Genomic DNA, 26,173 nt, shown 5'->3' on the forward strand with positions numbered 1-26,173 from the left:
CTCCCGATAATCGATCCGTTGGAAACCGTTGCGCCTTGCCGTTACGGCAGCGGCGGGTTGTTCCAGCGCTGAACGGTGACGATCAGGTGCCCTTCGCCGGTCTGGCCGCCGTCGGCCAGGGTGGCGATGACCTTCAGGTTACCGGCATTGTTGGTCATCATCTTGCGCTCGGGGTTGGGCCCCGCACCGCCTGGCACGAACACCCCGTCGGCCTGCATCTTGCCGGCGAACTTGAGGTCTTCGTCCTCTACCGCACGCTCGTTGAAGGGCTCGACCTTCCAGCTGGCCGGCAGGTAGCCGATGCGCAGCGGCTGGCCGTTGGCATCCTTACCCCAGGCTTCGGCCTCGAAACGGCCCTGCACCTTTGGCACCGAGGCGCCGTTCTCACCAATGCGGGCGATGGAGAAGGCCGGCACCACTTTCACTTCGTCGACCTTGTCGTAGACCGCCAGGTTGCCACCTTTGAGCGCCCCTACCGCGACCTCGCGCTGGCCAGGCTTGGCATCGGCCGCAGCGCGGGCCTTGACCCGTACCAGGGTCGGCGTCTGCTCCAGCACTTCGCTCACTTCCACCCCGGCGCCCAGGTCCGGCTTGCCGCTCAGGCCGCTGCCGACCAGGGTAATTTCGCTTTCAGCGCCAGCCTTGATGAACGCCGGCTGTACCGCCAGCAACCGCGCTTTGCCCTCTTTCACGGCGCTGAAGTCCAGGCCACGCTCATCGTGCTCGGTTTCGAACATACGGCCTTTCATCTCGCCGTCCAACGCTGCGAACACCTGACGCAAGCTGGCGTCGCCAACCTTGATGTTGCCGCGCCACTCGTAGCCGTTGTAAAGGATCGCCGAACCGCTGCCGTTGAACGGCGTGCCGTCGGCGTAAGCGCCCTTGACCTCGACCTTGAAGGTATCGCCCTCGTCGGCGGTCACGCTCATCACCCCACGGACATCGCCCTTGGCCAGCATGTGGCCGCTGAACGCCCACTGCCCCACCAGCACGTCGGCCTTCGGTTTTGCCTGCTGCCATTCAGCCCAGGCCGGGTTGTCCAGCGGATAGCGCTTGGCAAGTTCCGGCACCACCTGTTGCAGGGCAATTGGCAACCAGTCGCGGTCCCGCGCCTGGGCCTGGTATTCGAGGGACGGCCACTGGCCCAGGTGGAAGTTGACCAGGTGCTCCCACTCCTTGGCTGGGCGACGTTGCAAGGCGACGCGAGCACCGGAGTGGCAACGACCACAGGTTTCGCTGAGCTGGGTATCGAAGTGCTCGACAGTGTTGAGCCTGCGCTCCATGGCGTAGCGCACGCCATCGGTCTCGCTGGGCGCCAGGCCCTGCTTGTCGGCCAGGTACTTGACCAAGGTGCGGCGGTCGTCGTCGCTGATCTGCAAGCCGTGCATCACCTGCATGCGGGCGATGCTCATCAACCAGCCCTCCGGCGTTTTACGCTGGTGGCTGATACGGCTGTAGGTATCGTTGCCTTCTGGGATATGGCACCCCATGCATTTGTTCTGCAACAAGCTCGGGCCCTGCTCGGCCGCCATGGCCTGGGTGCTCAGCAGCGCGGCGGCGACCAGCGCCAGTTTGCCCGCATGCCGCCGGAGTCGAGTCGTCTTCAAGGTCAGACCTCCACGGTTGTTGTTCTTATCGTTTTTCGCACGCTTTGGTACAGCAGGTGTGCATGTGAAGGTTGCGATACAGGAACTGTGCCAGTTGCGGTAAAAGCGTTTCCTTTCAACCGTTTAAGCGGTTTTCAGTGTCTGGCCAGCAGCAAGGATGGCCACTTGCAGCGTGCCATTTCGCGACAGGGTGTTTCATCCTGAGACAGCGGCCTGCGATGCAGGCCTTGGCGGGCATGCCCCGCGAAGAGGGCCGTACAAAGCAGTGTTTCACCAACGTCTCACACCGTCTCAATGTGCAACAGCGCACCCGTGCAATCCGAACCTTGCATCCCGGCAAAACCCAATCAGCTCAATGCCTTGCTGCCAACTGCCCAGCTTGGCACGGCCATTGCGCCAGTGCCCGTCACATCCAATGACAAGAGGCACAGCCCCATGCTTTCCGACCTGCCCATCCTGCCCGCCACCCGCGCCTTTCTCGAACGCAAGCTGAAGATGCGCATTGGCGCCGACTGGCAGGACGCCGCCAGCGGTCGCACCCTGCAGTTCCGCAACCCGGCCACCGGCGAAGTGCTGGGTGAAGTGCCTGCCGCCGAGGCCGAAGATGTCGACCGCGCCGTGCGCGCTGCACGCCAGGCCTTCGACGACTCGCCCTGGAGCCGCCTGCGCCCACGTGAACGGCAGAACCTGCTGTGGCGCCTGGCCGACCTGATGGAGCGCGACGCCCGCCAGCTGGCCGAACTCGAGTGCCTGAACAACGGCAAGAGCGCGGCCGTGGCTCAGGTGATGGACGTGCAGCTGGCCATCGACTTCCTGCGCTACATGGCCGGCTGGGCCACCAAGATCGAGGGTAGCACCGTCGAAGCGTCCATGCCGTTGATGCCCAACGACCAATTTCACGGTTTCGTGCGCCGCGAGGCAGTTGGGGTGGTTGGCGCCATCGTCGCCTGGAACTTCCCCCTGTTGCTGGCCTGCTGGAAGCTCGGCCCGGCACTGGCCACCGGCTGCACCGTGGTGCTGAAGCCAGCCGACGAAACCCCGCTGAGCGTGCTCAAGCTTGCCGAACTGGTCGACGAAGCCGGCTACCCGGCCGGCGTGTTCAATGTGGTTACCGGTACCGGCCTGAACGCCGGCGCTGCGCTAAGCCGTCACCCCGGCGTAGACAAGCTGACCTTCACCGGCTCAACCGAAGTCGGCAAGCTGATCGGCAAGGCGGCCATGGACAACATGACCCGCGTCACCCTGGAACTGGGCGGCAAGTCGCCGACCATCGTCATGCCTGATGCCAACCTGCAGGAAGCCGCAGCCGGCGCAGCCACGGCGATCTTCTTCAACCAGGGCCAGGTGTGCTGCGCGGGCTCACGGCTGTACGTGCACCGCAAGCACTTCGACAACGTAGTGGCAGACATTGCCGGCATCGCCAATGGCATGAAGCTGGGCAGCGGGTTGGACCCTGCGGTGCAGATGGGCCCGCTGATCTCGGCCAAGCAGCAAGACCGTGTCACCGGCTACATCGAACTTGGCCGCGAACTGGGCGCCACCATCGCCTGCGGCGGTGAAAGTTTCGGGCCTGGCTACTTCGTCAAGCCGACCGTGATCGTGGATGTCGACCAGCGTCACCGGCTGGTGCAGGAAGAAATCTTCGGGCCGGTGCTGGTGGCGATGCCATTCGATGACATCGACGAAGTGATCGCCATGGCCAACGACAACCCCTATGGCCTGGGTGCAAGCATCTGGTCCAACGACCTGGCCGCCGTGCACCGCATGATCCCGCGCATCAAGTCCGGCTCGGTGTGGGTCAACTGCCACAGCGCGCTGGACCCGGCGCTGCCGTTTGGTGGCTACAAGATGTCCGGGGTTGGCCGTGAGATGGGCGCGGCTGCGATCGAGCATTACACCGAGCTGAAATCGGTGTTGATCAGGCTCTGATCCTCTACCAGTCCCGGCCTCTTCCCGATCTTGCCCGCGAAGAGGCCGGGACTGGCGACAAGCAAACAACAACAATAATAACCATGGAGCACACCCATGAGGCACCCACTCGCCTGCACACTGGCCCTGCTGTTGGCGGCACCCGCCACTCACGCCTACGAGCTGTACAACCAACATGGCACCACCCTCAACGCCGACCTCGAAGCCTTGTTCGGCGTCTTCCACAGCGACGAGAGCTTCAACCAGGCCGGCAACCGTCAACCCGGCAGCACCGCCTGGCAGGAAGGCTACGTAAAATACGGCCTCAGCGGCAGCCAGGCCATGGCCGACAGCGGCACCCTCTACGGCGCCGTCAACCTGCTAAGTTCTGCCACCTGGGGCGATGGCGACGCCGCCGGCCTGACGCTGGGGGACGAACACCGCACTGCTATCGAAGACCTGTACCTGGGCTGGCGCTCGGCCAGCCTGTTCCCCGCCTTCGGTGAAGACGGCGTGGACATTTCTGGCGGCCGTCAGGTTGTTAGCCTGGGCGACGGCTTCCTGATTCAGGGCGACCCGGTCAACCTGGGCAAGGTCGACCTGGGCGCCAACTTCGACCGCGGCGGCGCCTACTACCTGGCCGCACGCAAGGCCTTCGACCGCACCGCCGTGCTACGCCTGGGTGGCAACCAGGGCTGGCGCGGTGACCTGATGTGGTTGAAGTCCGACAACCATTACCAGGCCGACACGTCCCTGGCGGTCGCCAACCTGGAGCACGTCGCCGATACCGGTACCGTCGGCCTGAGCTGGATCCGCGGCCTCGACGTGGACCAGCGCTACGCGCAGATCATGGGCCTGGAACATCGCGACGGCATGGACACCGCCAGCCTGCGCGGGCGCGGCAACCTGGGCGTCAAAGACCTTGAGCTGGCCGCCGAGTACGTGAGCCAGGACAAGACCGGCGGGCGCGAGAATGCCTGGTACCTGGAGGGCAACTGGACCTTCTCCCAACTGCCTTGGTCACCCACCGCCACCTACCGCTACAGCCGCTTCTCCGAAGGCTTCGACCCGCTGTTCTATGGCCTGAGCCGAGGCTACGGCACCTGGTTCCAGGGTGAAGTGGCAGCCAACTATGCCGGGCCGTTCAACAAGAACAGCCAAGTGCACCATGTAGCGCTGAAAGGCAAACCACGGGACAACCTGACCGTCGGCGCGCTGTACTTCAACTTCGACACGCTGGACACCGACCAGGGCAACCTTGGCGGGCGCGAGTTGGACCTGTATGTGGAATGGATGGTCAACGACCACTTGCTGATCAGCCCGGTGGTGGGGTTCTACAAACCGGAGCGCAGTGCGGCCAATGGCGGTACGCAGCTGGGTGGGCGGGATACCGGGACTTACCTGCAATTGATTGTCGGGACCTTTTTCTGATCCGACATCCCGGGGCCGCCAAGCGGCCCCGACAATCTCAAGCCAACCCCAGCTCCCCCAGCCACCGCCGCACCATCCTTTGCTGCTCAGGCGCAAGCCCTGTCAACACCGCCTCAATTGGCCGTCCATCCTGTATTGCCCGGACCACAGGCGCCAACTCCACCCCCTGCAAATGCCACACTCCCAACGGCTGGTCTGCAGTCACCACAACCTCGGCCGCGTCCACCAGCCCTTCACGCAGAACAGGCCGCCGCTCGACCCGTACTGCGTGCCAATCCGCCGCCTGGTGCAATGGCTGAGCATCCGGCCAGCCCTGGCGCCGGCCCCAGAACGGTTGCCCCGCCCGTGCCTGCTCCTGCGCGTAGAAATCCCGCCCGATCCGGGCAAAACGCAAGAACAGCTGCTCGACGCGCTGTTGGTGAAACTGTCGCGCCAGCAAAGCCCGCTCGGGCCTGCGCAGCAAGGTATTGATTACCACCGGCGCCTGTAACGCCGAGGACAGCGACTGGAAGATCCCGTTGCCCGACAGCGGGTCAACGGCCATCGCCGCATCGCCCACCCGGATCCAGTCCTGCCCAACACATTCACCCGCCAGAATGGCGGTACTGCTGCGCGCATGCGCGGGTGCAGGCACCAGCGCCTGCTCATCGAACAGCCTGGCCACCAAAGCGCTGCCGGCACGCCGCGCAGCGCAGTAATCCGCCAATCGGGCCTTGCCCGGCAGCCCTGCAGCCTCAAGGGTGACCTGCCAATAGCAGCGGCCATCTTCCAGCCGAGCCATCCATGCCCAGCCATCCTCCAGGCTCTCCACCGCCGACGCTGGCGCCCCGGGGCTACCCTGCCAGGCATTCAGCAAGCTGACCGTTTCCGGCCCGCGCAGGCGGTCTGTGGCCAGCGGCGCCTGACGGCCCCGTGCCTCGACCAGGAAGCTGGCGGTCAGCTGCTGGCCATCTTCAAGGCGAATGAAATACTCACCGTGCTGGACAACCTCGCGCACACGGCCCTCGATCACGCTTACGCCTGCGCCTCGCAGGTCTTCACGCAACGCCCTGTCAAAGCGTTGCCGGTCGAGCAAAAACTCCTGGTTCATCTGCAAATGCTGGCCATTCCAGTGCACCTGCCGGCTGGCCGGCATCGCCGCGTGGCCCAAGGCGCCGCCAAGGCCTGCGTGACGCAAGCCTTCCAGCACCCGCTGGGAAACTCCTTCCACTGCCGCAAACCGGCGCCAATCCGAGACGACCGTGACGGCGTAGCCAAGCCGCCGTAAACCAATGGCCGTGGCAGCACCTGCAGGGCCTGCGCCCAGCACCACAATACGCGGTTCAGGCATGGCGGGGCCCTCGACGCTCGGGGCCTTTGAAAGCAGCATGCTCACGCAACCAGTCATGCACCTGCTGGCGATCCCGGCCCGGCTCATCACGCAACAACGCCGCCACCCGCCCACTCAAGGCCGCGCAGCCAAGGCTCGCACCCGCCCTGCCACCGGCGCCCACATAGCTGCCAAAGTCCGCCTGCTGCGTACCCAGCCACGACCACTGGCCCGGCGCACAGCGGGCATCACCGGTGACTCGGATGACGCCCGGATAGCTGGCGGGGTATACCGGCCCGCCTTGAGCCGGGCTGGCAGCACACAACAGTACCCCGGCGGCCAGCGCTTCGGCGCACGCCTGATGCAGTACCGGCCGATCCTGCTGCAGGCCAAGGCTGAGGTTGACCAGCGTAGCGCCCGCCTCTACCAGCCACAGCAAGGCGGCAGCCACCTGCAAGGCGCTGGTACTGGGCTGGGCGCTGAATACCTGAGCCATCAGCAGCCGAACCGGCCCGGCCTCACGTTGCAAACTGGCAAGCACCGCACTGCCGTGCCCCAGTTGGTCCGCATGCATTTCGCCATCACGTAACTGCCCGCCCTCCAGCCAGAAACGGCGGGCGTCGAGTAAATCGCCGGCCTGCTCAGGCGAGCAGCCACTGTCGATGACCCCAACGCGCAGTTCAGTGGCCATGTTCGGTGATCTCCTGCGGCCGCACCTGCAACTGGCCGTCATGCAGTTGCAGATGCAGGTCGGCATCGGCCAAGGTCGAGGCGCGGTGGCTGATCAAAATGCGCGTGCGCCCTGCGAACAACTGGTCGATGGCGGCGATCACTTCCCGCTCGGTGGTTTCATCCACCGCCGAAGTGGCCTCGTCCAGCACCAGGATCGCCGGGGCCTGCAACACTGCGCGGGCAATGGCGATACGTTGTTTCTGCCCCCCGGACAACTGCTGGCCGCGCTCGCCCAGCAAGCCATCCAAGCCCAGCGGCAGGCTGTCGACCAGGCTGTCCAGCCGCGCCAGGCGCACCACCCGTTCCAGTTGGTCACGGCTGGCCTCGGGCACGCCATAAGCCAGGTTCTGCGCCAGGGTGCCACGGAACAGCACGATGTCCTGGCTGACCACGGCGATTCGCCTGCGCAGTGCAACAAGGTCAAGGTCGCGCAGGTCGGTGCCGTCCAGCAGGATGCGTCCGGCGTCCGGGTCGTAGAAGCGCTGCAGCAGGTCGATCAGGGTTGACTTGCCCACCCCGGAGGCACCGCTGATGGCGACTTTCAGGCCGCCCGGGATGCTCACCTGCACGTTGTTCAGTACCGCACCCTGGCGCCCCTCATGGGCAAAGCTCAGCGCCTCCAGGCGCAACTCGCCGGGGCCATCGGGGATGGGCTGCGGGTTGGCGGCCTGATGTACCGCCACCGCTTCCTGCTTCAATTCCATCACCCTTCCCAGGCTCACAGCCATGCGCTGCACCGCCACGTACAAGCCCAACAGGCTCTGAACCGGCCCTACCGCCATGCCCATGTAAGTCGAAAAAGCGATCAGCGCGCCCAATTGCCAGGTGCCCTGGATAACCCACCACCCACCGACCAAAAACGCACAGGCGCGGCACCACGAGGTAAGCGTGCCGGGGATGGCCTGGGTGAAGAACTCGGTCACCTGCACCTTCAGCAGCTGGCGCATGTAGCCCTGGCCAAGCTGGTCCAGCCGCCCTGCTTCCCGGCTTTGCTGGCCGGCTGCCTGAATGAACTTCATCGCCGGCAGGGTCTCGACCAGGAACGACGACACATCCGCCGAACGCTCACGCAAGTTGCGCACTTCGCGCTCCACCTTGCGCCGCATCCAGCGCAGCCACAGCACCTCGATTGGCACCAGCAACGCCAGCAACAGGGACAACTGCCACGACAGCATCAGCATCAACGCAACCGCGCCCACCAGGCCGATCACCGCCGACACCGCCGAGAACAGGGAGTCCACCGCAAAGCGCTGGATCTCTGCCACATCGCCATCCAGCCGCGAAAGAATATCGCCAATACGCCGCCGCCCGTAGAAGGTCGGTGACAACTGCTGCAGATGGCGGTAAAGGTCGTCGCGCAGGGCGAACAGGATGCGCCCCGACAAACGCGTATGCAGGTAGCGGTTGACCCCAGCCAGCACAGTGCCCAGCAGGCCTGCGCCGATCATGATTGCCGCCATGTGCCAAAGCGTTTGGTAATTCTTGGCCAGCAGCCCCTCGTCGATCAGGGTTTTGACCAGCCAGGGTTGCGCCAGCGCCAACAGCGATGCACCCAGCGACAAGCCGAGCAACAGGCCGATGGCACCCCGGTGTGGGCGCACGAAACCATACAGCCAGGCCAACGCCTGGCGCATGAGTACAGGATCGCTGGAGTCCACCAGCCTTGCGAACAGGCCGCCCACGTCAGCCGCGCAACTGCTTGAGCTTGCGGTACAGCGTCGCCCGGCTGATGCCCAACGTCTCGGCGGCGGCCGACACATTGCCCTGGTGGCGGGCCAGGGCGCCGCGGATCTGTTCCAGTTCGTTGTCCTTCAGGCTGCCGGAGGGCGCTGTGCTGCTGGCCAGTTCGTCCAGCAGGCAATCGGTAAGGTGATCGAGGGTCAGCACCTGCTCGCCATCCTCGCGCATGGCCAGGGCGGTGCGCACCACCATTTCCAGCTGGCGGATGTTGCCTGGCCAGTCGAAGCCTTCGAGCAACGCGGTCAACGCCGGGTCGAGGGTTACGCCACGCGCATCGGCCTTGTCCAGGAGGCCCTGGATGATCGCCGCCAGGTCATCACGTTCGCGCAGGGCCGGCAGGCGCAGCGACACACCGTTTACCCGGTAGTACAGGTCTTCGCGAAAGTGCTGCTCCTGGACCAGGCGCTTGAGGTCGCGGTGGGTGGCGCAGATCAGCGCCACGTCAATGTCCTGCTCGTCGCCCGCCCCCAATGGTGCTACGCGGCGCTCCTGCAGTACCCGCAGCAGGCGTGCTTGCAGGGCCAGCGGCATGTCGCCGATTTCGTCGAGGAACAGCGTGCCGCCATGGGCCTGCATCAGCCGCCCGACCATGCCACCCCGGCGCGAACCGGTGAAGGCGCCCTCGCGATAGCCGAACAGCTCGGACTCGATGAGCCCTTCGGGAATGGCCGCGCAGTTGACTGCCACGAACGGTTTGTCGGCACGCGGGCTGGCCTGGTGCAAGGCGCGGGCGACCACTTCCTTGCCGGTCCCGGTTTCGCCCAGTAGCAGCACTGGCAAACCATTGCCAAGCCCCTGGCGAGCCATGCGCAGGTTGCGCGCCAGGCGTTGATCACCACCCGCCAGTGCATCGAGTGCAGGCGACTGTTTGCTCAAGGCCGGTTTGCTGGGTGGCGTGCTGGAGCTGACCCGGCCATGGCGCGGCAGCTGCAGGGCACGGAAATAGAACTCGCCCTTGGCGGTCTGCACGCTGCTCACCCCGCCTTGCCACAAGCGAGCGATAAAGGCCGGCGAACGCTCGCCCAGCAAGTCGGTGCTGCGCCGACCAAGCAGTTCGTGACGCGGCAACTGCAATAGCTGGCAGGCACTGTCGTTGGCAGCCAGCACTTCGCCATCCAGACTCAGGGCCAACAGGCCGTGCCAGGCACTGTTGAGGTACTGCGGCCGGCTGTGAAAGGCCAGCACCAAATGGTCCGGGTGGCAGAGGCCGAACAGACGGCTTTCGATATTGCCGGCGGCCAGCATCAGCGTCGTCAGGCTGTCCTGCGGCTGCGCCATCACCCCTTCGCGGGTGATGTCGAGCACGCCGATCACTTCGCCACGCGGGTCGCGCAGGGGCACGGAGGTGCAGGAGAACGGGCTGAGGCGGTCGAGGTAATGTTCGCCGCAGTTGATCAGCGTCGGCCGGCCTTCTACCACGGCGGTGCCGATGGCGTTGGTACCGCGCAACGATTCACTCCAGCAACTGCCCGGGTGCAGGTCGCGCAGGCCCTCGCGTTGCAGCACATGCTTCTGGCCTTCGATGGCCAGCACATTGGCCTGGGCATCGCCGAGGATGACGATGCCAGCCTTGCCCTGGCGCGCGACCAGGTAGTCGAGTTCGGGGGTAACGGCATCGATCAGCAGGCGGTTGCGCTCCAGCAGCAGGCGCAGGTCATGGCCCTGTTCCAGGCCCAGGCCCACCTGTTCGCCCTGCAGGCAGTCCAGGCCGTGGCCCAGGCTGCGGCGCCAGGAGGCGTCGATCTCGTCGCGCAGCATGCCCAGTGGTAGTTCGCCTTCGCTGGCCAGCTTCAGGCGGGCCTCGCGGGATTCGTGCAGCGGGTCTTGGGCGTTTGTTATTAGTTGTCGCGCCATTTTCTACTCCGGCTGTGCCCCGCAAGGTGGCGGGAGACGGGCTTGGGAATTTTGCGCAGTGTGCGGGAGAAATGGCTGGGCGTCATCAGGTAGCGGATGGATTGGGGTGTAGCTGGGCTGGTGACCTGAAGCTGGCGCAATCCCTGTGGGGGCTGGCTTGCCGGCGCCATCCCCGCGTCGCCTGCTTCGCGGGCTTGCCCGCTCCCACAGGGTTCGCACCAGGCCTGAGGTCTGCGCTGTACCTGTGGGAGCGGGCGAGCCCGCGAAGAGGCCCTCAAGATCCCCCACATACCGCGCATAAATCAAAAATGCCCAAACCAGCCTTTCAAACACCCCGCGCCTGTACAACCCTTTCCCGCCCCTTTCCGGTCTGCGCTTGGCCAAAAAACTAGTCATCCATCCGAGAAGTAATTGCCCACAAATGAAAAAACAGCAGTACAACGCAGAGAGTAGAAACCACCCACACTATGATAACACTGTCATCAGGTTTGTATGGCCCAAACAAACCGTCCCCGCCCATTGCATCTGTATAGACCCTCATCATAAGCACGAAATAGCAACCCGCAAGGCCCAATCGCCAATTACTTTTCAGCGATCTAAATACGGTTTTATTTAAGTACAACCTGAACACCACATCACACACTGCAAAAAAACAAACAGCAGCACTTTCATTTTTTTGACTCACTACTGAGCTGTTCCAATGTCGATGCCGACGAACCAAACTCGAACCACAACCCCCTCTTACCCAACTGTTTGAACTTCCTCTCCCTATCGGCTTCCAAATAGCGATATAAACGCCAGGCGCCTTTTTTGGGAACCCGCTGAGTTAAAGCCCGCCCAGAAAATACGAGATCTGCGCTGTAATAAGCCATGTTTCCCTCACGTTCACCATAACCCACCGACTTGGCAGCCTCCTGATATAGCTTCCGAACCGGCCCCACGACATCCGTGCGCCCTTCATAAAGCCTTCGGCCGTTCTCATAAAAGTTATTCCCACCATGGGCCATCAAGGGCACGCCATGAAACGCACATGTGGTACCTAAGCTAGCCATGCAGCTTGCCAAACCTGTAGCGGCCTGAGAGGCACCAATTGCTCTTGCGCCTGCTGATCGGCCATCAACACGGCATGGGTATATCCAGCTCCTGAGCTATGATCACCGCGCCTTCCAGCTTGATGGAAAAATATTTTTCCTGGTGACCTCCTGAGTGCGTGCGATAGAGGTCTATTTCACAGACGAGCGCCTCTTGGGAATCCACGGCCTGAGCCAGCAATGGACTGGCCTTGTCGACCAGTTTGATGATCGACACGGGATGGTGAGTCGCGCGTCGGGTGTTGTCGGTGTTGGACATTGCGTGGTTCAACGCCAGCACCAGGATCTCATCCTGATGAGAGAGCTGGCATCGGTCACCAATGGACGGCTGCGAGTTGCAGCCTGCGGAGATCAAGCCCTGTCGCTCACCGTTTATACGCATGTATCCGTTACTAGCCATGGCCAAATTTCCTTGTAGGTGGATGCCCAAGATTACGGAGCAAGGAAAGGCTGTATGTCGGCTGCGTCTGAAATGTTCTGGGCGTGCTTTAAACCTTTTGTTTATTCGGGCCTCTGTGAAGCTGCACGTGCCCGTGGGCAGGGTGCCATGAGCTCAGTTCTGCAGCCGACCTCTTCATGGTTAAAACCACAGGGACGGCATCGCACCTTGGGTCACGCGATCCCTGTGGGCGCGGGTTTACCCGCGAAGAGGCCCTCAAGGTCAACCACATACCGTGCATAAAATCAAAAATGCCAAAAACAGCCCACAAGCACCAGAAGCCTGCACAACCTTTTCCTGCCGCTCATGCGCATGGCCGAATAACTAGCTGTCCATCCGAGAAGTAACTGCCCACACATGAAAAAATAGCATAAAAACGCATACAGCAGGCACTACTGACACTGTAATAACATCACCAGACCGAAAGGAAAAACCGAACAAACCTCCACCTCCAACTATATCCAAATAAACCCTCATCATGAACGCAAAATAACAGAGCGCACAGATCAACATCCAATTGCTCCCCAGGGACCTGAAAACAGTCCTGTTCAAAAACAATCTAAATACAACATCACCCATTACAAAAATAATAAACAGAAAAAATTTCATTTTTTGAATTCATTATTTAACTGTATCAGCGTCGACGCCGACGAACCAAACTCAAACACTAGGCCAGTCCTACCTAGCTGCCTGTACTTTCTCTCCATATCACTATCCAAATAGCGATATAAACGCCAGGCACCCTTTTTAGGAACCCGCCGACTTAAAGCCCGCCCAGAGAAAACCAGATCTGCGCTGTAATAAGCCATGTTCCCCTCAAGCTCACCATAACCCACCGATTTGGCGGCCTCCTGATATAGTTTCCGAACCGGCCCTACCACATCCGTGCGCCCTTCATAAAGCCCACGGCCGTTCTCATAAAAGTTATTCCCACCATGGGCCATCAAGGGCACGCCATGAAACGCACACGTGGTACCCAGGCTAGCCATGCAGCTTGCCAAACCTGTAGCTGCCTGAGAGGCGCCAGCGGCCAGGCCGATAGCTTGCTGAATCACGCGCTGTATTTCCGAGCCCATGCTCTTAGCCTCAACTTCGATACGCCCCAGCCCCTCCTCCGGACTAATACGTCGCTGAACTACATCGTCCACCACTCGCTGCGCGTAATAGGCGAGCTCCCGATTGAACTGCATACGCAACCTGCGATCCTGCAGGTACCGCGCACTGACAGTACAACCGTGACTGATCAACCCGGCGGCTGCAGCATTCACTTCCCAGAACGCCTGGTCCGGGCGATCGCCAAATTCCTCTTGCCGGCTCATGGTATCTCCCCCCACGCCGCGTGCCCGGTTGTCCCGGCAGCATGGTGACTCCATCTGATCGAGCGGTAGCGAATTAGCAATTGCTCTTGCGCCTGCTGATCGGCCATCAACACGGCATGGGGTATATCCAGCTCCTGAGCTACGATCACCGCGCCTTCCAGCTTGATGGAAAAATATTTTTCCTGGTGACCTCCTGAGTGCGTGCGATAGAGGTCTATTTCACAGACGAGCGCCTCTTGGGAATCCACGGCCTGAGCCAGCAATGGACTGGCCTTGTCGACCAGTTTGGTGATCGACACGGGATGGTGAGTCGCGCGTCGGGTGTTGTCGGTGTTGGACATTGCGTGGTTCAACGCCAGCACCAGGATCTCATCCTGATGAGAGAGCTGGCATCGGTTACCAATGGACGGCTGCGAGTTGCAGCCTGCGGAGATCAAGCCCTGTCGCTCACCGTTTATCCGCATGTATCCGTTACTAGCCATGGCCAAATTTCCTTGTAGGTGGATGCCCAAGATTACGGAGCAAGGAAAAGGCTGTATGTCGGCTGCGTCTGAAATTTTCTGGGCGTGCTTTAAACCTTTTGTTTATTAGGGCCTCTGTGAAGCTGCACATGCCCGTGGACAGGGTGCCATGAGCTCAGTTCTGCACCGACCTCTTCATGGTTAAAACCACAGGGACGGCATCGCACCTTGGGTCACGCGATCCCTGTGGGAGCGGGCGAGTCCGCGAAGAGGCCCTCAAGGTCGATCAAGGCTGCTGATTCTGACTCAAGAACTTGTCCACCGTAGCCTTGCCCTCCCCCCCATCCCCAGCCACCTGCCACAGCCGCCGTTCAATCCCCTGCGCCAGCAAGTGCCCTACCGCCGCTTCGATAGCCGACAGCACGCACAGCTGCGCCGGTTCATTGGTGGTATACCCCACCTCGGCTTCCAGCAGCTTCTTGAACTCGATGAACTTGAACACCCCGGCACTGCGCCCGACCGAGTAGATGGTCTTGCTGGTCATCACGTTGGCCAGCACCTGCCCGGTGCGCACGTCCACGGCGCGCAGGTTGACGGTGACCTGGTCCACCCGGTACTCGCGGGAGATGTCGATGCCCAGATAGCGCGCGCCTTCGCCGCCGCTGCGCACGTTGGTGTCGTAGGCAATGATGCCGCCCTCCAGCATCAGGTTGGCGGCCTGCAGCGGGGGCAGTTCGCCCATGATGTTTTCCGCGACATCCGGCTTTTTCTGCGACGCGCGGATGATCTTGCGCTCGGTCAGCAGGTTCTGCAGCCCTTCACGCTCCAGCACCACGAACCAGCCGCTGGCACTCAGGGCATCCATCAGCATGCTCGCCGCACCCTGGGTGACGCTGGTGGAGAACGAGCTGGCCGGGGTCGGCTTGTACTGCCCGGTCTGGTCGCGGAACCCGTACACCACTGCCATCAAGCGCCCCTTGGGCCGGGGCATGTTGATCAGGTCGTAGTAGGTCGAGGCCCGAGGGGTCAGGGTCGGGGTTTCCGAGTCCTGTTCGGCCGACATGGGTTCGCGCAGGCTACAACCACTTTGCAGGCCCAGGGCGGTGAGGATCAGCAGCGTGCTCAGCAGACGTTTCATGGTGTTCTCTCCCCAACATAAAAGCCCTTCCCTCTCAGGGGTTCAGGCCGCTGACCTCAATGATCGAAATTTCTCCCGTGGCGCGATCGGTGACCTTGATGCTCAAGGCCCCGGAATCGTCGATGACGTCGATGAGAAACGCATCGGTCGCCATGCTGCCGGTACTGCCGTTACTGATGTTGTCGAGCAACTGCGACAACATCCGCGACTCCAGCTGGTTGCTGAAACGTTCCAGGGCCGTAGTGCCGGTAAAGGCCGAGGCGCGGTCCTCGAGGTCGGGGTCGTCGTGGTCGTTCTGCGCCTGGGCGTTGTTCAGCAGCCAGGTACCATTCAACGGGTTGCCGCCAAACGCCGGGTTCACCGGGGTGTACACCAGTTCCGTGGCCTGGGCCGCACAGGCGCTGGCCAGCAGGCAGGCGGCGATGCAACGGGGTATGCGGTGGTTCATAGCTCGTCCCTCTCCAAGTCGGTGGTGTCCTGCAGCAGGCGTTGCAGCTTGCGTTGAATGATTTGCTGCTTGACCAGGTCGGCAGCTGCAACGGCCTCGTCTTTGAGCTCGGTGGTGTTCGGTGGCAGGAAGCGCCGGTACATGACTTCGCGCTCGAACTCCACGGTCACCAGGCTGCCCCAGCGCGCATCGGGGCGTTCGCGTACCACCAGGTTGAAGTCCAGGCGGCTGGTGGCACGCAGGCGGTCGGCGAAGTAGTAGTAAAAGTCGTGGCCGATGTGCGAGATGGTGTTGTCGACGATAAACCCCTGCATCTCGTCCTCCACCCCGGCCTTGGCCGATGTGGCCAACGCCAGCAGCAGGCACAACGCAGCCAGGCGCTTCATGGCGTATCTCCCGGGCCACTGTGGGTCTGCCCGCCGGCGGCACTATCGGTAAACGCCTGTTCGGCGACGAACTGCCAGTCGCTGTAGTGCTCAAGCCCTTCGAAACCGCTCCACTCGGTGTTGAAACCACTGCGTTTGAACGGTGTGTCGGCCGAGCGGCTGTGCACGCCAGTGATACGGCCGTCGATCGAACGCAGCAGGCCCCAATCGTCGCTGTTGGTGATGGGGTCGGGGTACAGCCGGCGAATGTGCCGGCGGGCCTGCGGAAAGCGGTTGTCCTGCAGCAGGTCAGCCAGGTCCTGCGGGTACTGGGCCAGCCCGGGGGATGCGCGGTAGTAGCTGCGCAGGGCCTGGGCGTACTGGCCGCCTACCCACAGCAACTGCCGTTCGCGGTCGCGCTGGGCGGCACTGGCCCAAAGGGTGCCGGTGGCTGCCAGGGCGACGCTACTGACCGCTATCAGCAGCAGCACGCCCAGGTAGGTGAAGCCGCCGTTGGCTTTACCATTCAGCGAAAAGGCTGCCATCACGCGCCCTCCCTGTGGCACCGCTCTTGATATCGGCCACGCCGCCCGCCACACCTTCTGGCGGGGGTACCAACTGCCAGGCATCGCTGCGCTCGGTAATCGGGTCGACCGGGGTGTTGCGCAGGTAGCGTTGTTCCACCAGTTGCTCCAGCGAATCCGGGTAGTGGCCGGTGTCGCCGTAGTAGTGGTCCAGCGCCTCGCGCAGTACCGCCAGGCTTTGGCGCAGGGTGGCCTCGCGGGAGCTTTCCAGGCTGTTGAAATAGCGCGGCATGGCGATGGTCATCAGCGTGGCGATGATCGCCATCACCACCAGCAGTTCGATCAGGGTGAAGCCTTTGCTGCGTTTCATGGCTATCACCATTGCCCGTACGGGATGTTGTTGAGGCCTTTGCCGCGGGCCTTGGAGTACACGTCGAACACGTCTTCGCCTTCGCGCGGGTTGTCGGGGCTGCTCTCGTAGGCACGCAGGCCCCAACCGCCTTCATCTTCCGCCTTGGTCGCCAGCAGCGGGTCGTGCGGGATGCGCCGCAGGAAGTAGAACTTGGCGCCCTTGGCACTGCGCACGTCGCGCACCCCGTCCACCAGCACCTGCAGGTTCGGCGGGTAGCCGCTGGCATCCAGGCGCTTCTCGATGTAACCGGCGTCGAAGGCGCGCTTGTAGGCGTCGATGGCGTCGCGGATCTGGTACAGCGCCTCGCGCAACTGCTGCTCCTTGCCGCGGCGCACCACGGTCTCGGTCAGCGGCGCGGCCATGCTGGCGAGCAGCCCGAGCAGTGCCAGGGTCAGCACGACCTCGATCAGGCTGAAGCCACGCATGCGGCGCGAGGTTTTCATGGCCGCGGGCTCGCATTCACCGGGGCCACTGCCATCTGGCTGTCGACGACCGGGCTCTCGGAGGTGGGCGCATTGCTGGGCACGTCCACCGGTGGCAGCGGCGCCATCTGGCGTACCTGCATGGCCGACTCCGTGCCGGTGGAGAACTCCATGTCCGACGGGCTCTGGTACGGCAGGTTGCGCACGATGCGCGGGGTAATCGCCAGTACCAGCTCGGATTTGCTCATGTCGTCCTTGTTGCTGCCGAACAGCCGTCCCAAGCCCGGAATGTCGCCAAGGCCGGGGATCTTGTTACCACTGGCGTTGTGGTCGTTGCGTACCAGGCCGGCCAGCACCTGGGTTTCGCCATCATGCAGGCGCAGGCTGGTCTGCGCGTTGCGGGTGTCGACCTGAACCGGGATGGTGCCCTGGCGGGTAGCCTCCAGCGGGGTGGCGTTACTGACCTCGAGCGCCACCTTGATCGCCACTTCATTGTTCAGGTGGACCGTGGGCTGCACTTCCAGCTTCAGGCCGACGTCCAGGTAGGTGACGCTTTCGGTGATCACCGGGCCCTGGGTGGACGGCACCGAGGTGGCGCTGATGATCGGCACCCGCTGGCCGATGTGGATACGCGCCTGCTCGCGGTTGCTGACGCGGATCACCGGGCTGGCCAGGGTGTTGATGTCTTTGTCCTGGGCGTTGATCTTGGCCTGCGGCGCTGGCGCAATGCTGATACGGCTGGAATTGATGCCCTTGAGCTGGTCGAGCACGCTGACCGGGTTGCCATCGTCGCTCAGCACGCCGAAGGTATTGGGCCATTGCAGGCCAAGGTCGAGGATGCGCGAAGTGGCCACTTCCATCACCTCCACTTCCAGCACCACCTCGGGGTTGGACTGGTCCTGCGACTGCAGCAGCTTCTCGGCCATGCGTACCGCATCGGGGGTGTCGCGCATGGTCAGGGTGTTGAGGCGCTCGTCAACGAACACATCGCGGGTCTTGAGCATGGTCTTGACCATGTTCAGCGCGGTGTTGGCATCGATGCTGGTCAGGTAGAAAGTGCGCATGACCAGTTCCTGGTAGTCCTTGGCCTTCTGTGGCGAGTCGGGGTAGACCATGAGGGTGTTGTCGTTGACGATCTTCTGGCGCAGCTGGTTTTGCTCCAGCAGCAGCGCTATCGCGTCCTCGATGCGCACCTCGCGCACGAAGATGGTGGCCTTCATGTCCGGGCGCAGGTCCTTGTCGAAGATGAAGTTGATGCCGGCCACTTGCGACAGCACTTCGAAGATGGTTTTCAGGTTGGCATCGCGAAACTCCAGGGTCACCGGCCGCTCCAGCTTGCTGCGCAGCTGCGGGAACGGCTGCGCGGTACGCGCCTGGACGTTCTCGATGTCGGTGCGCAGCGCAATGCCCTTCTGGTTCTGCGGGTCCAGCCGCAGGACTTCGCGCATGTAGCGTTCGGCCCCGAACAGGTCGCCCTGGCGCAGCGCCGCCTGGCCCAGCGCTACACGTTCGTCGAGGGTGCGGATCAGCTCCAGCTGGCGGATGCCCTCCTGGGCACGGCGATTGTTCGGTTCCAGGGTCAGCACCCGGCCATAGCCCATGCGGGCGTTGACGAAGTCGTGGCGGACCCGGTCGCTGTCGGCCTGGGTAATCAGGGCCTCGACCGCCGCCTGGCGGCTGTGGGCCAGGGCGATGTTCAGCTCGGTGTCACGCGGGTCATCGCGCAAGGCCTCTTCCAGGCGGGCGATGCCGGCTTCGTACTGGCCCTCCTTCATCAACTGATCGCTGTCCTTGCGTACCGCGCTGGAGCCGCAGCCGGCAATGGCCACGCACAGCGCCAAAAGCAGGAACGGAGCAGGCTTGCACAGCTTTGACGATTTCATGGTGCGCTCCCGACAGACAAGGTCTGCGACTGGTGCAAAGGCAGGTAGACCAGGTTCAGCTCGCTGGCCGATACCCGATCGAGGCGATAGGTGTCTTCGATGACGTCGCCCTGGCGCACGACGTAGAGTTTTTCGCCGCTCTGCAGGAAAATCTGCAGGTCGTCGTCGTTGCCCATGCGGCCGATGAACTGGAACGGCAGCTCCGGAGCCGTCGGGGCCGCGGCGACGACAGGTGCGGTCATGACGGGTTGTTCGGTGACCGTGGCCAGGGCTTTGGGTTTGGTCCATTGCTGGGTTGGGAACAGGTTTCTGGAGGCCTGCTCCGGCCCTTTTGCGGCCAAAGCCGCTCCTACAGGCTCAGCGTTGCCCACAACCCCTATGGGAGCGGGCTTGCCCGCGAAGGCCGCGACGCTGCCTTCCTGGCCGAACCAGTGCCCTGGTGCCCAGGCGAGGACTGCGCTCACACCAAGGAAACTGGCCCAGATGACTGCACGTTGAGTGTTCATCACGACCTCGACAGGTAAAGGGTCATGCGCAGCCGGGCGTTCAGCTCGCCGTCGCCGATGCGTTTGCGTTGCAGTTCGAGGTCTTCCAGCACCAGGGTCGGCAGCTGCTTGAGCAGGCCTTTGATGAAGCCGCGAATCTGTGGGTAGCTGCCGCGCACCGGCAGCACGATCTGGTAACGCGCCAGCTGGGTCTTGGGGTCGATGCCCAAGGCGTATTCGCCACGTGCCAGGCTGATGTGCTCGGCACTGGCCAGGTGGTACAGGCGCTCGATCAGTTCGCTGGCCTGGGGTTGCCCTGGCAGTTGCTGGCGCAGGCTGTCCAGCGCTTCCTGCTCTGGCTTGACGGCAATTTTCAGCTCACCGCGCTTGACCCGCTGCACCTGTACGCTGGCGTCCGCTTCACTGGCACGCAGTTCGCGCACGTCCTGCCATTGCGGCAGCACCCCGGCACAGATCACGCCAATGGCCAGCACGCTGACCAGGACTGCGCCCAAGCCGACCGGGCCAATGCTGCGTAGGCGTTCCTGGAGGATCAAGCTGTTCAGTGCGTTAGGGGCGCGCATGGCCGGTCTCCCAGGTAGCGGTGAGGGTAAAGCGCACCGGGTGCTCAGGTTGCGCGGCCAGCACTTCGTGGTTGAGCAGCGACACGTCACTCAGCTCTGCACTGGCTTCCAGCCGTTGGTGGTACTGCAGCATCGCTTCCAGGTTGCGTGCTTCGGCAGCGATGCGTACCTGGCCTTTGCGCGCATCCGGGGTCAGGCCAAGCAGCGCCACATCTTCTTGTGGCATGGCTTCGAGCATGGCGAATAGCTGTTGCCAAGGACGTTGCAACTGCTGCGACACGCTGCGCATCTGTGCCAGGCGCTCGGCTTGTTCGCGGCTGGCGGCACTGTTCAAGGGCGCGGCAGTGGCCGGGCGGCGGCCCAGCTGCAATTCCAGGCTGTGCACGCTGGCCTCCAGGTCGACCTGCTCGGCCTGCAAGCCGTGTTGCAGCAGTACCAAGCCGGCGAGCACTGCGCTGGCCAGGATGAGCAGCGCCCAGGCCAACGGGCTGCTGCGCCGTGGCTGGAATTCCAGGTTGAGGCGGCGCATGTCAAGCCACCGCCCGCCACATGGCGCACAGCGGGTCGGCTTCGCTGGCCGGCTGGCACAGCTGTACCGCCGCCAGTTGCGGCACGTCGCCCCGCCCCGGTGCATGCAGGTAGACCCGTGGCAGGTGCTCGCCGTACAGCTCGCAGGTGCGCTCGATCAGCGCTTGCAGGGCCTGGTCGCTGTCGGCGCAACCTTGCGCCAGCACTTGCTGCCACGCCCCACCGGCCGCCAGCAGCAGCACGCTGCGGCGTGGTTCGGCCAGCACGAACAGGAAGTCGCCCTGCTCCAGCTGCGCCGAACAGCGGTTGTAGGCCGCCATCAGGTACGGCTGTACTGACCGCAGGTTCAGGCGGCTTTCCCGGCCCAGCGCCTGCAGCCGTTGCAGCAGCGCCTCGGGCAGTGCCGTCGCGATGCGGGCGGCACCGGCAGGCTCGGGTGACAGCACAATGCGCCAGTCGTCCAGCGGTTGCCCATAAAGGTTTTCGAAACAGGCCCGGGCATAGGCATCCAGCTCGCGCGGGTGGCCGATGGCGTCGCTCCAGGGCACCAGGCAGAAGCGGCTGTAGCGGGCCGACAGCAGCACCCGCAACTGGGCGCCCCGCACCGCATGCTCGGCCAGCAGCGCAGCCAGCCCGTCGACGGCGGCATCCCAGGCCGGTTGGGTGGCGTCGCTGCTGAAGTCGCGGCTGCCCAGCCACTGGTGATGGTTCTTGTGCCAGCGACCCAGGCCGACACCCTCGGCGCCCAATACGGCGCAGTAACGGTCAGATGAATGTGACACGGTTGATCTCCTCAAGGGTGGTACGGCCATCGCGGACCAGGTCCAGGGCCGAAGCCCGCAGCAGGCGCAGGCCACGCTGGCAGGCGAGTGTCTTGATTTGCGCCAGGGGGCGGCGCTCGACGATCATCTGCCGCAGGTCGTCGTCCAGGTGCAGCAGCTCGGCGATGGCGCTGCGGCCGCGGTAGCCACTGCCGCGGCACTGGCCGCAGCCCTGGGCGCGAACGAAGCGCCAGCCGGCCACCCCGTCGCGGGTCAGGCCCGAGCCATGCAAGGTGTCGTCATCGTGGTCGCAGGGCGTGGCGCAGTGCGGGCAGGCCAGACGAATCAGGCGTTGGGCCAGCACCGCGTTCAGCGCGGACACGAAGCTGTAGGGGTCGACCTGCATCTGGCTGAAGCGGCCGATCACGTCGAATACGTTGTTGGCGTGAATGGTGGTGAACACCAGGTGGCCGGTGAGCGCCGATTGCACGGCGATCTGCGCGGTGTCCGGGTCGCGGATTTCACCCACCAGAATCTTGTCCGGGTCGTGGCGCAGGATCGAGCGCAAACCACGAGCGAAGGTCAGGCCCTTCTTTTCATTGACCGGAATCTGCAGCACGCCGGGCAGCTGGTATTCGACCGGGTCCTCGATGGTGATGATTTTGTCCACGCCGTGGTTGATTTCGCTGATCATGGCGTACAGGGTGGTGGTCTTGCCGCTGCCGGTGGGGCCAGTGACCAGGATCATGCCGTAGGGCTCGGCGGCCAGCCGGCGCAGGGCGCGCAGGGTTTCTTCGGCAAACCCCAAGGCCTGCAATTGCACACCACTGACCCGGTCGGACAAGTCCTGCTTGTCGAGCACCCGCAGCACCGCGTCTTCACCAAAGATGCTGGGCATGATCGATACACGGAAATCGATTTGCCTATCGCCAACGGCAACCTTGAAGCGGCCGTCCTGGGGCACGCGTTTTTCGCCGATATCCAGCTCGGCCATGACCTTGATACGCGAAATCACCTGGTCGGCGAAGGCGCTGCCGCTGGCTTTGCCGGCACCGTTAAGCACACCGTCGATGCGGTATTTGATGGTCAGGCCCTGGCCAGTCATGCCCAGGTGAATGTCGCTGGCATGCAGCTTCAGCGCGTCATACAGGGTGGAGTTGACCAGCTTGACCACCCGGCTCTGGTCTTCGCTGATGCTGGCCAGCGACAGGCGTTGCAGCGGGTCGCTTTCGCTGCTGGTCTCGGCATCGTGGTCCAGGGCATCGACGGCGTGGAAGCTTTCTTCATGGCGGGCAAGGAACGTGGCCAGCTCGGCAGGATGGGCCAGGTACAACGGCGCACCCTGCAGCACATCATCGATCCAGGCCAGGCGGGCAGGGTCGAAGGGGTCGGCGAATACGCCCAACAGTTGGCCGTCCTGCTCGATCAGCACGAATTCGCGCTTCAGGCACGCGGCCAGGCTGACCTTGTCGAAGCGTGGGGTACTGGCCAGCAAGGTGTGGCTGACCAGTACCGGGTAATGCAGGGTCAGGCCCAGGCGTTGAGTGAAGGTGGCCGGGGTATCGCCGGCCAGTTGCTCCAGGCAGTTGAGCAGGCGTTGGTCGGTGGCTTGCAGGCGAGCCTGGGCCAGGAGGTCGCGGGGGTAGGCTTGAAGTGGTTTTGGCTGTGCCGGCGACTGGGCCGCAACGGTTGCATCGAATGCTTCTGGCATGGCCTACGACTCCGCTCAGGGGCGCGTCGCAGGCTGGCTCGGCCAGGGGTGCGGGCGCCGCTATTCCCCTGTAAGCAGTTGGTCGTCGTCGGGCCCTGGTGGCTTGGCGCCGTTTCGGCGGCGGTCGGCCAACACCCAGCTTCCATCGTACAACTGCAGGGGGAAAGATTCGTTCCTGTTCTGGCGTCGTTCGACGAACCCTTCAGCCGGGTTGTCCGTGGCCCTGCGCCGGCGCTCGATGCCCATCAGGTCGAAGATTGCACGGGCCAGTTCCATCAACGGGAACGGCTTGAACAGGACATGGCTCACGCCCAGTTCGGCGGCCCGCTCACGCACCTCGACGGTGGGGTGGGCGGTAATCAGCACGAAGTGGCATTGCCTGTTCTTGCGTACAGCCTCCAGTACCTGAAAACCTTCCATATCGGGCAAGCGGTAATCCAGCACGACTACTTGCGGTGCCAGGCTTACAGCCTGTTCGATACCACTGGCACCGTCGTGGGCAACATGAACTTCCAGGCCTTGCGCCTGCAGGTACGCTTGCAGGTTCTGCGCAAGAGTCTGTTCGTCATCGACTACCAATACTCTGTTCACCAAGGTCGACTCCCAAGAACTGCCCGGTTACCCGGTCTGCGAAGTGCGCCCTTGTACAGGCTTGAGCAGGCTTCGTGCCAGGCGTGAATAGTCATGTTGCACCGCTGTAACTCATTGATTTGCCAATAGTGCCGGCCAGCACCGATATCGCGGCGGGCAGGCACACCCAGCTGGTTCCCCAGAAGCGGGGGAAATGATGGCACATTGCCAAGCCCTGATTCCCCAGCATTGGGGCAACGGCCATCAGGGTACTCAGTCGGCAATCTCCACTTTACCGGATTCCCGCAAACGTTGGCGCACCCAATGGCGCGCCTGCGCTTCTCTTTGACCGATGAGCGTGGCCCTGGCCAACACCAGGCCGTGTTCGCGTATGACCGAAGGATTATCACTTTGGTTCTGCGCTCCTTGCAGGGTTGCTTGGTTGGCATCATAGAATGCCTGCACATCGTCCTGGCTCGGCGCGTCGACTGCGCTGAGCCTGGCATAAACCAGCTGGGCCGCCATCTCTTGCCGGGTATATTCAGTGTAATGTGCCCGATCGAAGCCCGCCTCTGCCAGACGCCGCTCGAAAATGGCCGGGCTGCCAAATGCTGCCTCCACTTCGCCGACGTGTGCCGACACCTGTTCATCGCTGATGGCAATGCCCTGGCGTTGCGCCTCCTGCCACAGCAGTTCCTTGTCGATCAGCTCATCCAGCGCCTGGTCGCGCAGGCGCTTGTACAGGCCCGGGTTGCGGATGCTGGTCAGCGCACGGCCCTGGGCTTCCAGGTACTCGCTGAAATAGCGCTCCAGGCGCATTTGCCCGATCTCCACGCCGTTGACCCGCGCGGCGGGCATATCGGCCCAGACCGCCCGGCCCAACACCAGCAACAGGCACAGCAACATGATACGCATGGCAACCTCCGTTCAAGGCGTTACCGGCACCGGCCGGTACGGGGTGACCGCGGTGAAGTGCGGCCCAGGCAGGTCGACCGCTACCACATGGGCGCCGGCCATGCCCTGGCGACGCCCGGGGCCAAAGCCCAATGCCGGGGTCAGGCCGGTGGCCACATCGTGCAGGCCCTCCAGCGCGGTAATCAGCTGCTCGCGGCTGGCGTCACGGCCAATCTGTTTCAGCGCTTCGCTGAGCAACCGCAGCGCACACAGGGTGGAGACCTGCAGCGAAGCCTGGCGTGGGTCTAGGCCCTGACGCTGTTGCAGGCCGGCTAAAGTCGCCAGGCCCTGTTCGGTCCAGTCCCCAGGCACATAGGGATAGGCCAGGAACAGCCGTCGTGACCACTGCTCCGGCAAGCGCGCCACGGCCCCGGCTACCTGGCTGGAAGCGGCGAACAGGTACGGCTGGCGGCCCGCTGCCTGCAACGCTGCCGCCAGCTCGGCAAAGGCCTGAGCGCGGCCAAGGAAGATGATGCCCGGGCCATCCACGGCCTGGCCATCGAACACCTGGATGGCGGGCGTCGCCCAGCCCTGCTGCAGCAACCGCTCGCGCACCTGCTCGGCCAATGCGGCCTGTTCATTGCCAGCGTAAACCACGCGCAGTTCACCGGGCGCCAGGCCCAGCGCGGTCCGGGCGTGGCCTGCGAGGCTCAGCAATTGCTCCGGCAGGCCAGGCAGCGGGTCGAAGATCTGCGCACTACCGCCGCTGCGCGGGGTGCTGCCGATGAGGGGGACATTCTGTGCCCCCAGCAAGGTTGTCAGGCGCTGGTCGAGCATCGGCGCCAGCGGCGAAACCAAGGCAAATACCCGCTCTTGCCCCAGCAACCGCTGCAAGGCGCGTTCGGCGCTGGCCGGGTCGGCGCCCGGATCGAGCACCACCAGTTCCAGCCGTCGCCCGTGAATGCCGCCTTGCTGGTTGAGTTGCGCCACACCGTCCTGCAGTACCGCCCGAATCACGTGCCCGGCATCGGCCAACGGGCCGCTGGCAGGCAGCAAGGTGCCCAGGCGCAGCACGCCCTCCTCCACGCCGGGGTCGCGCTCCTGGGCCAGGCGCTTGAGATAGGCCGTGAGGTTGCGCTGGTCGGCCAACGTCAGCTCGAAACGGGGCATGGCCGGGTCCAGGCGGTTACCGGCCGGGTCCACACCCTGCTGGATGGCCCGGGCCAGGCTGCTGTCGGTATAGGCCGGGTAGGTGCGACCGTTGGCTTCGCGCGTGCCCTGCCCAAGTGCCAGGCGTCGCCAGTCCAGGCTGGGTGGGCGCACCCCACCTTCGGCACGGCCACGGCCGTCGCTGCCGTGGCAACTGGCGCAGGGCAGCACGCTGGCAGGGACGGCCATGTCGCTGGCTCCGACCCGGGCCTGCAGTTGCACATCACTGCTGGAAAGCCCTTCGCGGTAGAGGCGTTTACCGGCTTGTTCGTGGTCGGTAAGGTCGAGGGCCAAGGCCGAAAAAGAGGCCATGCCAAGCACGCATGTGAGCCATACCGCAAGCCCTGC

26 protein-coding genes are annotated in these 26,173 nt (G+C 63.6%); 2 read left to right on the top strand and 24 right to left on the bottom strand.

Annotated elements, in window-relative coordinates; genetic code table 11:
• Positions 1-41 precede the first annotated feature (41 nt).
• Positions 42-1,607: a quinohemoprotein amine dehydrogenase subunit alpha gene (gene peaA, locus DMX11_RS10125; protein WP_110744403.1), complete on the bottom strand. Its 1,566-nt coding sequence runs from the start codon at positions 1,605-1,607 to the stop codon at positions 42-44.
• Positions 1,608-2,042: 435 nt separating this feature from the next.
• Here peaA and DMX11_RS10130 point away from each other — a divergent pair, with 435 nt between their 5' ends.
• Together DMX11_RS10130 and DMX11_RS10135 are read left to right on the top strand one after the other, a co-directional pair.
• Positions 2,043-3,536 (top strand): aldehyde dehydrogenase, encoded by a 1,494-nt coding sequence (locus DMX11_RS10130; protein ID WP_110744404.1) that lies wholly within the window; start codon positions 2,043-2,045, stop codon positions 3,534-3,536.
• Positions 3,537-3,632: 96 nt separating this feature from the next.
• A complete protein-coding gene (locus tag DMX11_RS10135; protein WP_110744405.1) occupies positions 3,633-4,946 on the top strand; it encodes a hypothetical protein in 1,314 nt (437 codons plus the stop codon).
• Positions 4,947-4,983: 37 nt separating this feature from the next.
• Here DMX11_RS10135 and DMX11_RS10140 read toward each other — a convergent pair whose 3' ends face one another.
• The 23 genes from DMX11_RS10140 to DMX11_RS10255 all read right to left on the bottom strand — a co-directional run bounded on the left by DMX11_RS10140 (position 4,984) and on the right by DMX11_RS10255 (position 26,137).
• Positions 4,984-6,276 (bottom strand): NAD(P)/FAD-dependent oxidoreductase, encoded by a 1,293-nt coding sequence (locus tag DMX11_RS10140; RefSeq protein ID WP_110744453.1) that lies wholly within the window; start codon positions 6,274-6,276, stop codon positions 4,984-4,986.
• On the bottom strand, positions 6,269-6,946 hold the full coding sequence (locus DMX11_RS10145) for a peptidase S8 and S53 subtilisin kexin sedolisin (protein WP_110744406.1): 678 nt from the start codon (positions 6,944-6,946) through the stop codon (positions 6,269-6,271). Before DMX11_RS10145 ends, DMX11_RS10140 begins: the two co-directional genes overlap by 8 nt.
• A complete protein-coding gene (locus tag DMX11_RS10150) occupies positions 6,936-8,669 on the bottom strand; it encodes an ABC transporter ATP-binding protein (protein WP_110744407.1) in 1,734 nt (577 codons plus the stop codon). The genes DMX11_RS10145 and DMX11_RS10150 overlap by 11 nt, the downstream gene beginning before the upstream one ends.
• Before the next feature lies 1 nt (position 8,670).
• Positions 8,671-10,581: a sigma-54-dependent Fis family transcriptional regulator gene (locus DMX11_RS10155; protein WP_110744408.1), complete on the bottom strand. Its 1,911-nt coding sequence runs from the start codon at positions 10,579-10,581 to the stop codon at positions 8,671-8,673.
• Positions 10,582-11,249: 668 nt separating this feature from the next.
• Positions 11,250-11,633 carry a DUF4225 domain-containing protein gene (locus DMX11_RS10160; protein WP_110744409.1) on the bottom strand — a complete coding sequence of 128 codons (384 nt, stop codon included), beginning with the start codon at positions 11,631-11,633 and terminating at the stop codon, positions 11,250-11,252.
• A 64-nt stretch (positions 11,634-11,697) separates the two neighbouring features.
• Entirely contained in the window at positions 11,698-12,072 is a 375-nt protein-coding gene (tssD, locus tag DMX11_RS10165) for a type VI secretion system tube protein TssD (protein ID WP_256590572.1), read from the bottom strand.
• Positions 12,073-12,716: 644 nt separating this feature from the next.
• Positions 12,717-13,430, bottom strand: coding sequence for a DUF4225 domain-containing protein (locus tag DMX11_RS10175; RefSeq protein WP_256590573.1), 714 nt, complete (start codon positions 13,428-13,430; stop codon positions 12,717-12,719).
• A complete protein-coding gene (locus DMX11_RS10180; protein WP_110744411.1) occupies positions 13,427-13,912 on the bottom strand; it encodes an Hcp family type VI secretion system effector in 486 nt (161 codons plus the stop codon). Before DMX11_RS10180 ends, DMX11_RS10175 begins: the two co-directional genes overlap by 4 nt.
• A gap of 265 nt (positions 13,913-14,177) precedes the next feature.
• Positions 14,178-15,029 (bottom strand): CsgG/HfaB family protein, encoded by an 852-nt coding sequence (locus tag DMX11_RS10185; RefSeq protein ID WP_110744412.1) that lies wholly within the window; start codon positions 15,027-15,029, stop codon positions 14,178-14,180.
• A gap of 34 nt (positions 15,030-15,063) precedes the next feature.
• On the bottom strand, positions 15,064-15,477 hold the full coding sequence (locus DMX11_RS10190; RefSeq protein ID WP_110744413.1) for a curli assembly protein CsgF: 414 nt from the start codon (positions 15,475-15,477) through the stop codon (positions 15,064-15,066).
• A complete protein-coding gene (csgE, locus tag DMX11_RS10195) occupies positions 15,474-15,863 on the bottom strand; it encodes a curli production assembly/transport protein CsgE (protein WP_110744414.1) in 390 nt (129 codons plus the stop codon). The genes DMX11_RS10190 and csgE overlap by 4 nt, the downstream gene beginning before the upstream one ends.
• On the bottom strand, positions 15,860-16,387 hold the full coding sequence (locus tag DMX11_RS10200) for a type II secretion system protein (RefSeq protein WP_110744415.1): 528 nt from the start codon (positions 16,385-16,387) through the stop codon (positions 15,860-15,862). Before DMX11_RS10200 ends, csgE begins: the two co-directional genes overlap by 4 nt.
• Entirely contained in the window at positions 16,362-16,736 is a 375-nt protein-coding gene (locus DMX11_RS10205) for a type II secretion system protein (protein ID WP_003247965.1), read from the bottom strand. Before DMX11_RS10205 ends, DMX11_RS10200 begins: the two co-directional genes overlap by 26 nt.
• A gap of 5 nt (positions 16,737-16,741) precedes the next feature.
• A complete protein-coding gene (locus DMX11_RS10210) occupies positions 16,742-17,221 on the bottom strand; it encodes a type II secretion system protein (protein ID WP_110744416.1) in 480 nt (159 codons plus the stop codon).
• On the bottom strand, positions 17,218-19,083 hold the full coding sequence (locus DMX11_RS10215) for a secretin N-terminal domain-containing protein (RefSeq protein WP_110744417.1): 1,866 nt from the start codon (positions 19,081-19,083) through the stop codon (positions 17,218-17,220). Before DMX11_RS10215 ends, DMX11_RS10210 begins: the two co-directional genes overlap by 4 nt.
• Positions 19,080-19,589 (bottom strand): hypothetical protein, encoded by a 510-nt coding sequence (locus tag DMX11_RS10220; protein WP_110744418.1) that lies wholly within the window; start codon positions 19,587-19,589, stop codon positions 19,080-19,082. The genes DMX11_RS10215 and DMX11_RS10220 overlap by 4 nt, the downstream gene beginning before the upstream one ends.
• Positions 19,589-20,152: a type 4a pilus biogenesis protein PilO gene (gene pilO, locus DMX11_RS10225; protein WP_110744419.1), complete on the bottom strand. Its 564-nt coding sequence runs from the start codon at positions 20,150-20,152 to the stop codon at positions 19,589-19,591. The genes DMX11_RS10220 and pilO overlap by 1 nt, the downstream gene beginning before the upstream one ends.
• Positions 20,139-20,681: a pilus assembly protein gene (locus DMX11_RS10230; RefSeq protein WP_110744420.1), complete on the bottom strand. Its 543-nt coding sequence runs from the start codon at positions 20,679-20,681 to the stop codon at positions 20,139-20,141. The genes pilO and DMX11_RS10230 overlap by 14 nt, the downstream gene beginning before the upstream one ends.
• Before the next feature lies 1 nt (position 20,682).
• Entirely contained in the window at positions 20,683-21,462 is a 780-nt protein-coding gene (locus DMX11_RS10235; RefSeq protein ID WP_110744421.1) for a hypothetical protein, read from the bottom strand.
• Positions 21,446-23,152 carry a GspE/PulE family protein gene (locus DMX11_RS10240; protein ID WP_110744422.1) on the bottom strand — a complete coding sequence of 569 codons (1,707 nt, stop codon included), beginning with the start codon at positions 23,150-23,152 and terminating at the stop codon, positions 21,446-21,448. The genes DMX11_RS10235 and DMX11_RS10240 overlap by 17 nt, the downstream gene beginning before the upstream one ends.
• 60 nt (positions 23,153-23,212) lie before the next feature.
• On the bottom strand, positions 23,213-23,746 hold the full coding sequence (locus DMX11_RS10245; protein ID WP_177410727.1) for a response regulator: 534 nt from the start codon (positions 23,744-23,746) through the stop codon (positions 23,213-23,215).
• 249 nt (positions 23,747-23,995) lie between these two features.
• A complete protein-coding gene (locus DMX11_RS10250) occupies positions 23,996-24,637 on the bottom strand; it encodes a SurA N-terminal domain-containing protein (RefSeq protein WP_110744423.1) in 642 nt (213 codons plus the stop codon).
• A 12-nt stretch (positions 24,638-24,649) separates the two neighbouring features.
• Entirely contained in the window at positions 24,650-26,137 is a 1,488-nt protein-coding gene (locus tag DMX11_RS10255) for an ABC transporter substrate-binding protein (protein ID WP_110744424.1), read from the bottom strand.
• Positions 26,138-26,173 lie beyond the last annotated feature (36 nt).

Source organism: Pseudomonas sp. LB-090624, assembly GCF_003205205.1.
Lineage (GTDB): Bacteria > Pseudomonadota > Gammaproteobacteria > Pseudomonadales > Pseudomonadaceae > Aquipseudomonas.

Bases quoted from the DNA above. Each gene is read 5' to 3' on its own strand.
- DMX11_RS10145 (WP_110744406.1), bottom strand. From the start codon at position 6,946: ATGGCCACTGAACTGCGCGTTGGGGTCATCGACAGTGGCTGCTCGCCT.
- DMX11_RS10185 (WP_110744412.1), bottom strand. From the start codon at position 15,029: ATGAAACGTCTGCTGAGCACGCTGCTGATCCTCACCGCCCTGGGCCTG.
- DMX11_RS10140 (WP_110744453.1), bottom strand. From the start codon at position 6,276: ATGCCTGAACCGCGTATTGTGGTGCTGGGCGCAGGCCCTGCAGGTGCT.
- DMX11_RS10220 (WP_110744418.1), bottom strand. From the start codon at position 19,589: ATGAACACTCAACGTGCAGTCATCTGGGCCAGTTTCCTTGGTGTGAGC.
- DMX11_RS10200 (WP_110744415.1), bottom strand. From the start codon at position 16,387: ATGGCAGCCTTTTCGCTGAATGGTAAAGCCAACGGCGGCTTCACCTAC.
- DMX11_RS10210 (WP_110744416.1), bottom strand. From the start codon at position 17,221: ATGAAAACCTCGCGCCGCATGCGTGGCTTCAGCCTGATCGAGGTCGTG.
- DMX11_RS10180 (WP_110744411.1), bottom strand. From the start codon at position 13,912: ATGGCTAGTAACGGATACATGCGGATAAACGGTGAGCGACAGGGCTTG.
- DMX11_RS10250 (WP_110744423.1), bottom strand. From the start codon at position 24,637: ATGCGTATCATGTTGCTGTGCCTGTTGCTGGTGTTGGGCCGGGCGGTC.
- DMX11_RS10215 (WP_110744417.1), bottom strand. From the start codon at position 19,083: ATGAAATCGTCAAAGCTGTGCAAGCCTGCTCCGTTCCTGCTTTTGGCG.
- DMX11_RS10240 (WP_110744422.1), bottom strand. From the start codon at position 23,152: ATGCCAGAAGCATTCGATGCAACCGTTGCGGCCCAGTCGCCGGCACAG.
- DMX11_RS10175 (WP_256590573.1), bottom strand. From the start codon at position 13,430: ATGAGCCGGCAAGAGGAATTTGGCGATCGCCCGGACCAGGCGTTCTGG.
- DMX11_RS10155 (WP_110744408.1), bottom strand. From the start codon at position 10,581: ATGGCGCGACAACTAATAACAAACGCCCAAGACCCGCTGCACGAATCC.
- DMX11_RS10130 (WP_110744404.1), top strand. From the start codon at position 2,043: ATGCTTTCCGACCTGCCCATCCTGCCCGCCACCCGCGCCTTTCTCGAA.
- DMX11_RS10160 (WP_110744409.1), bottom strand. From the start codon at position 11,633: ATGGCTAGCTTAGGTACCACATGTGCGTTTCATGGCGTGCCCTTGATG.
- DMX11_RS10135 (WP_110744405.1), top strand. From the start codon at position 3,633: ATGAGGCACCCACTCGCCTGCACACTGGCCCTGCTGTTGGCGGCACCC.
- pilO (WP_110744419.1), bottom strand. From the start codon at position 20,152: ATGCGCGCCCCTAACGCACTGAACAGCTTGATCCTCCAGGAACGCCTA.
- DMX11_RS10205 (WP_003247965.1), bottom strand. From the start codon at position 16,736: ATGAAACGCAGCAAAGGCTTCACCCTGATCGAACTGCTGGTGGTGATG.
- DMX11_RS10255 (WP_110744424.1), bottom strand. From the start codon at position 26,137: ATGGCCTCTTTTTCGGCCTTGGCCCTCGACCTTACCGACCACGAACAA.
- csgE (WP_110744414.1), bottom strand. From the start codon at position 15,863: ATGAAGCGCCTGGCTGCGTTGTGCCTGCTGCTGGCGTTGGCCACATCG.
- DMX11_RS10190 (WP_110744413.1), bottom strand. From the start codon at position 15,477: ATGAACCACCGCATACCCCGTTGCATCGCCGCCTGCCTGCTGGCCAGC.
- DMX11_RS10230 (WP_110744420.1), bottom strand. From the start codon at position 20,681: ATGCGCCGCCTCAACCTGGAATTCCAGCCACGGCGCAGCAGCCCGTTG.
- tssD (WP_256590572.1), bottom strand. From the start codon at position 12,072: ATGGCTAGTAACGGATACATGCGTATAAACGGTGAGCGACAGGGCTTG.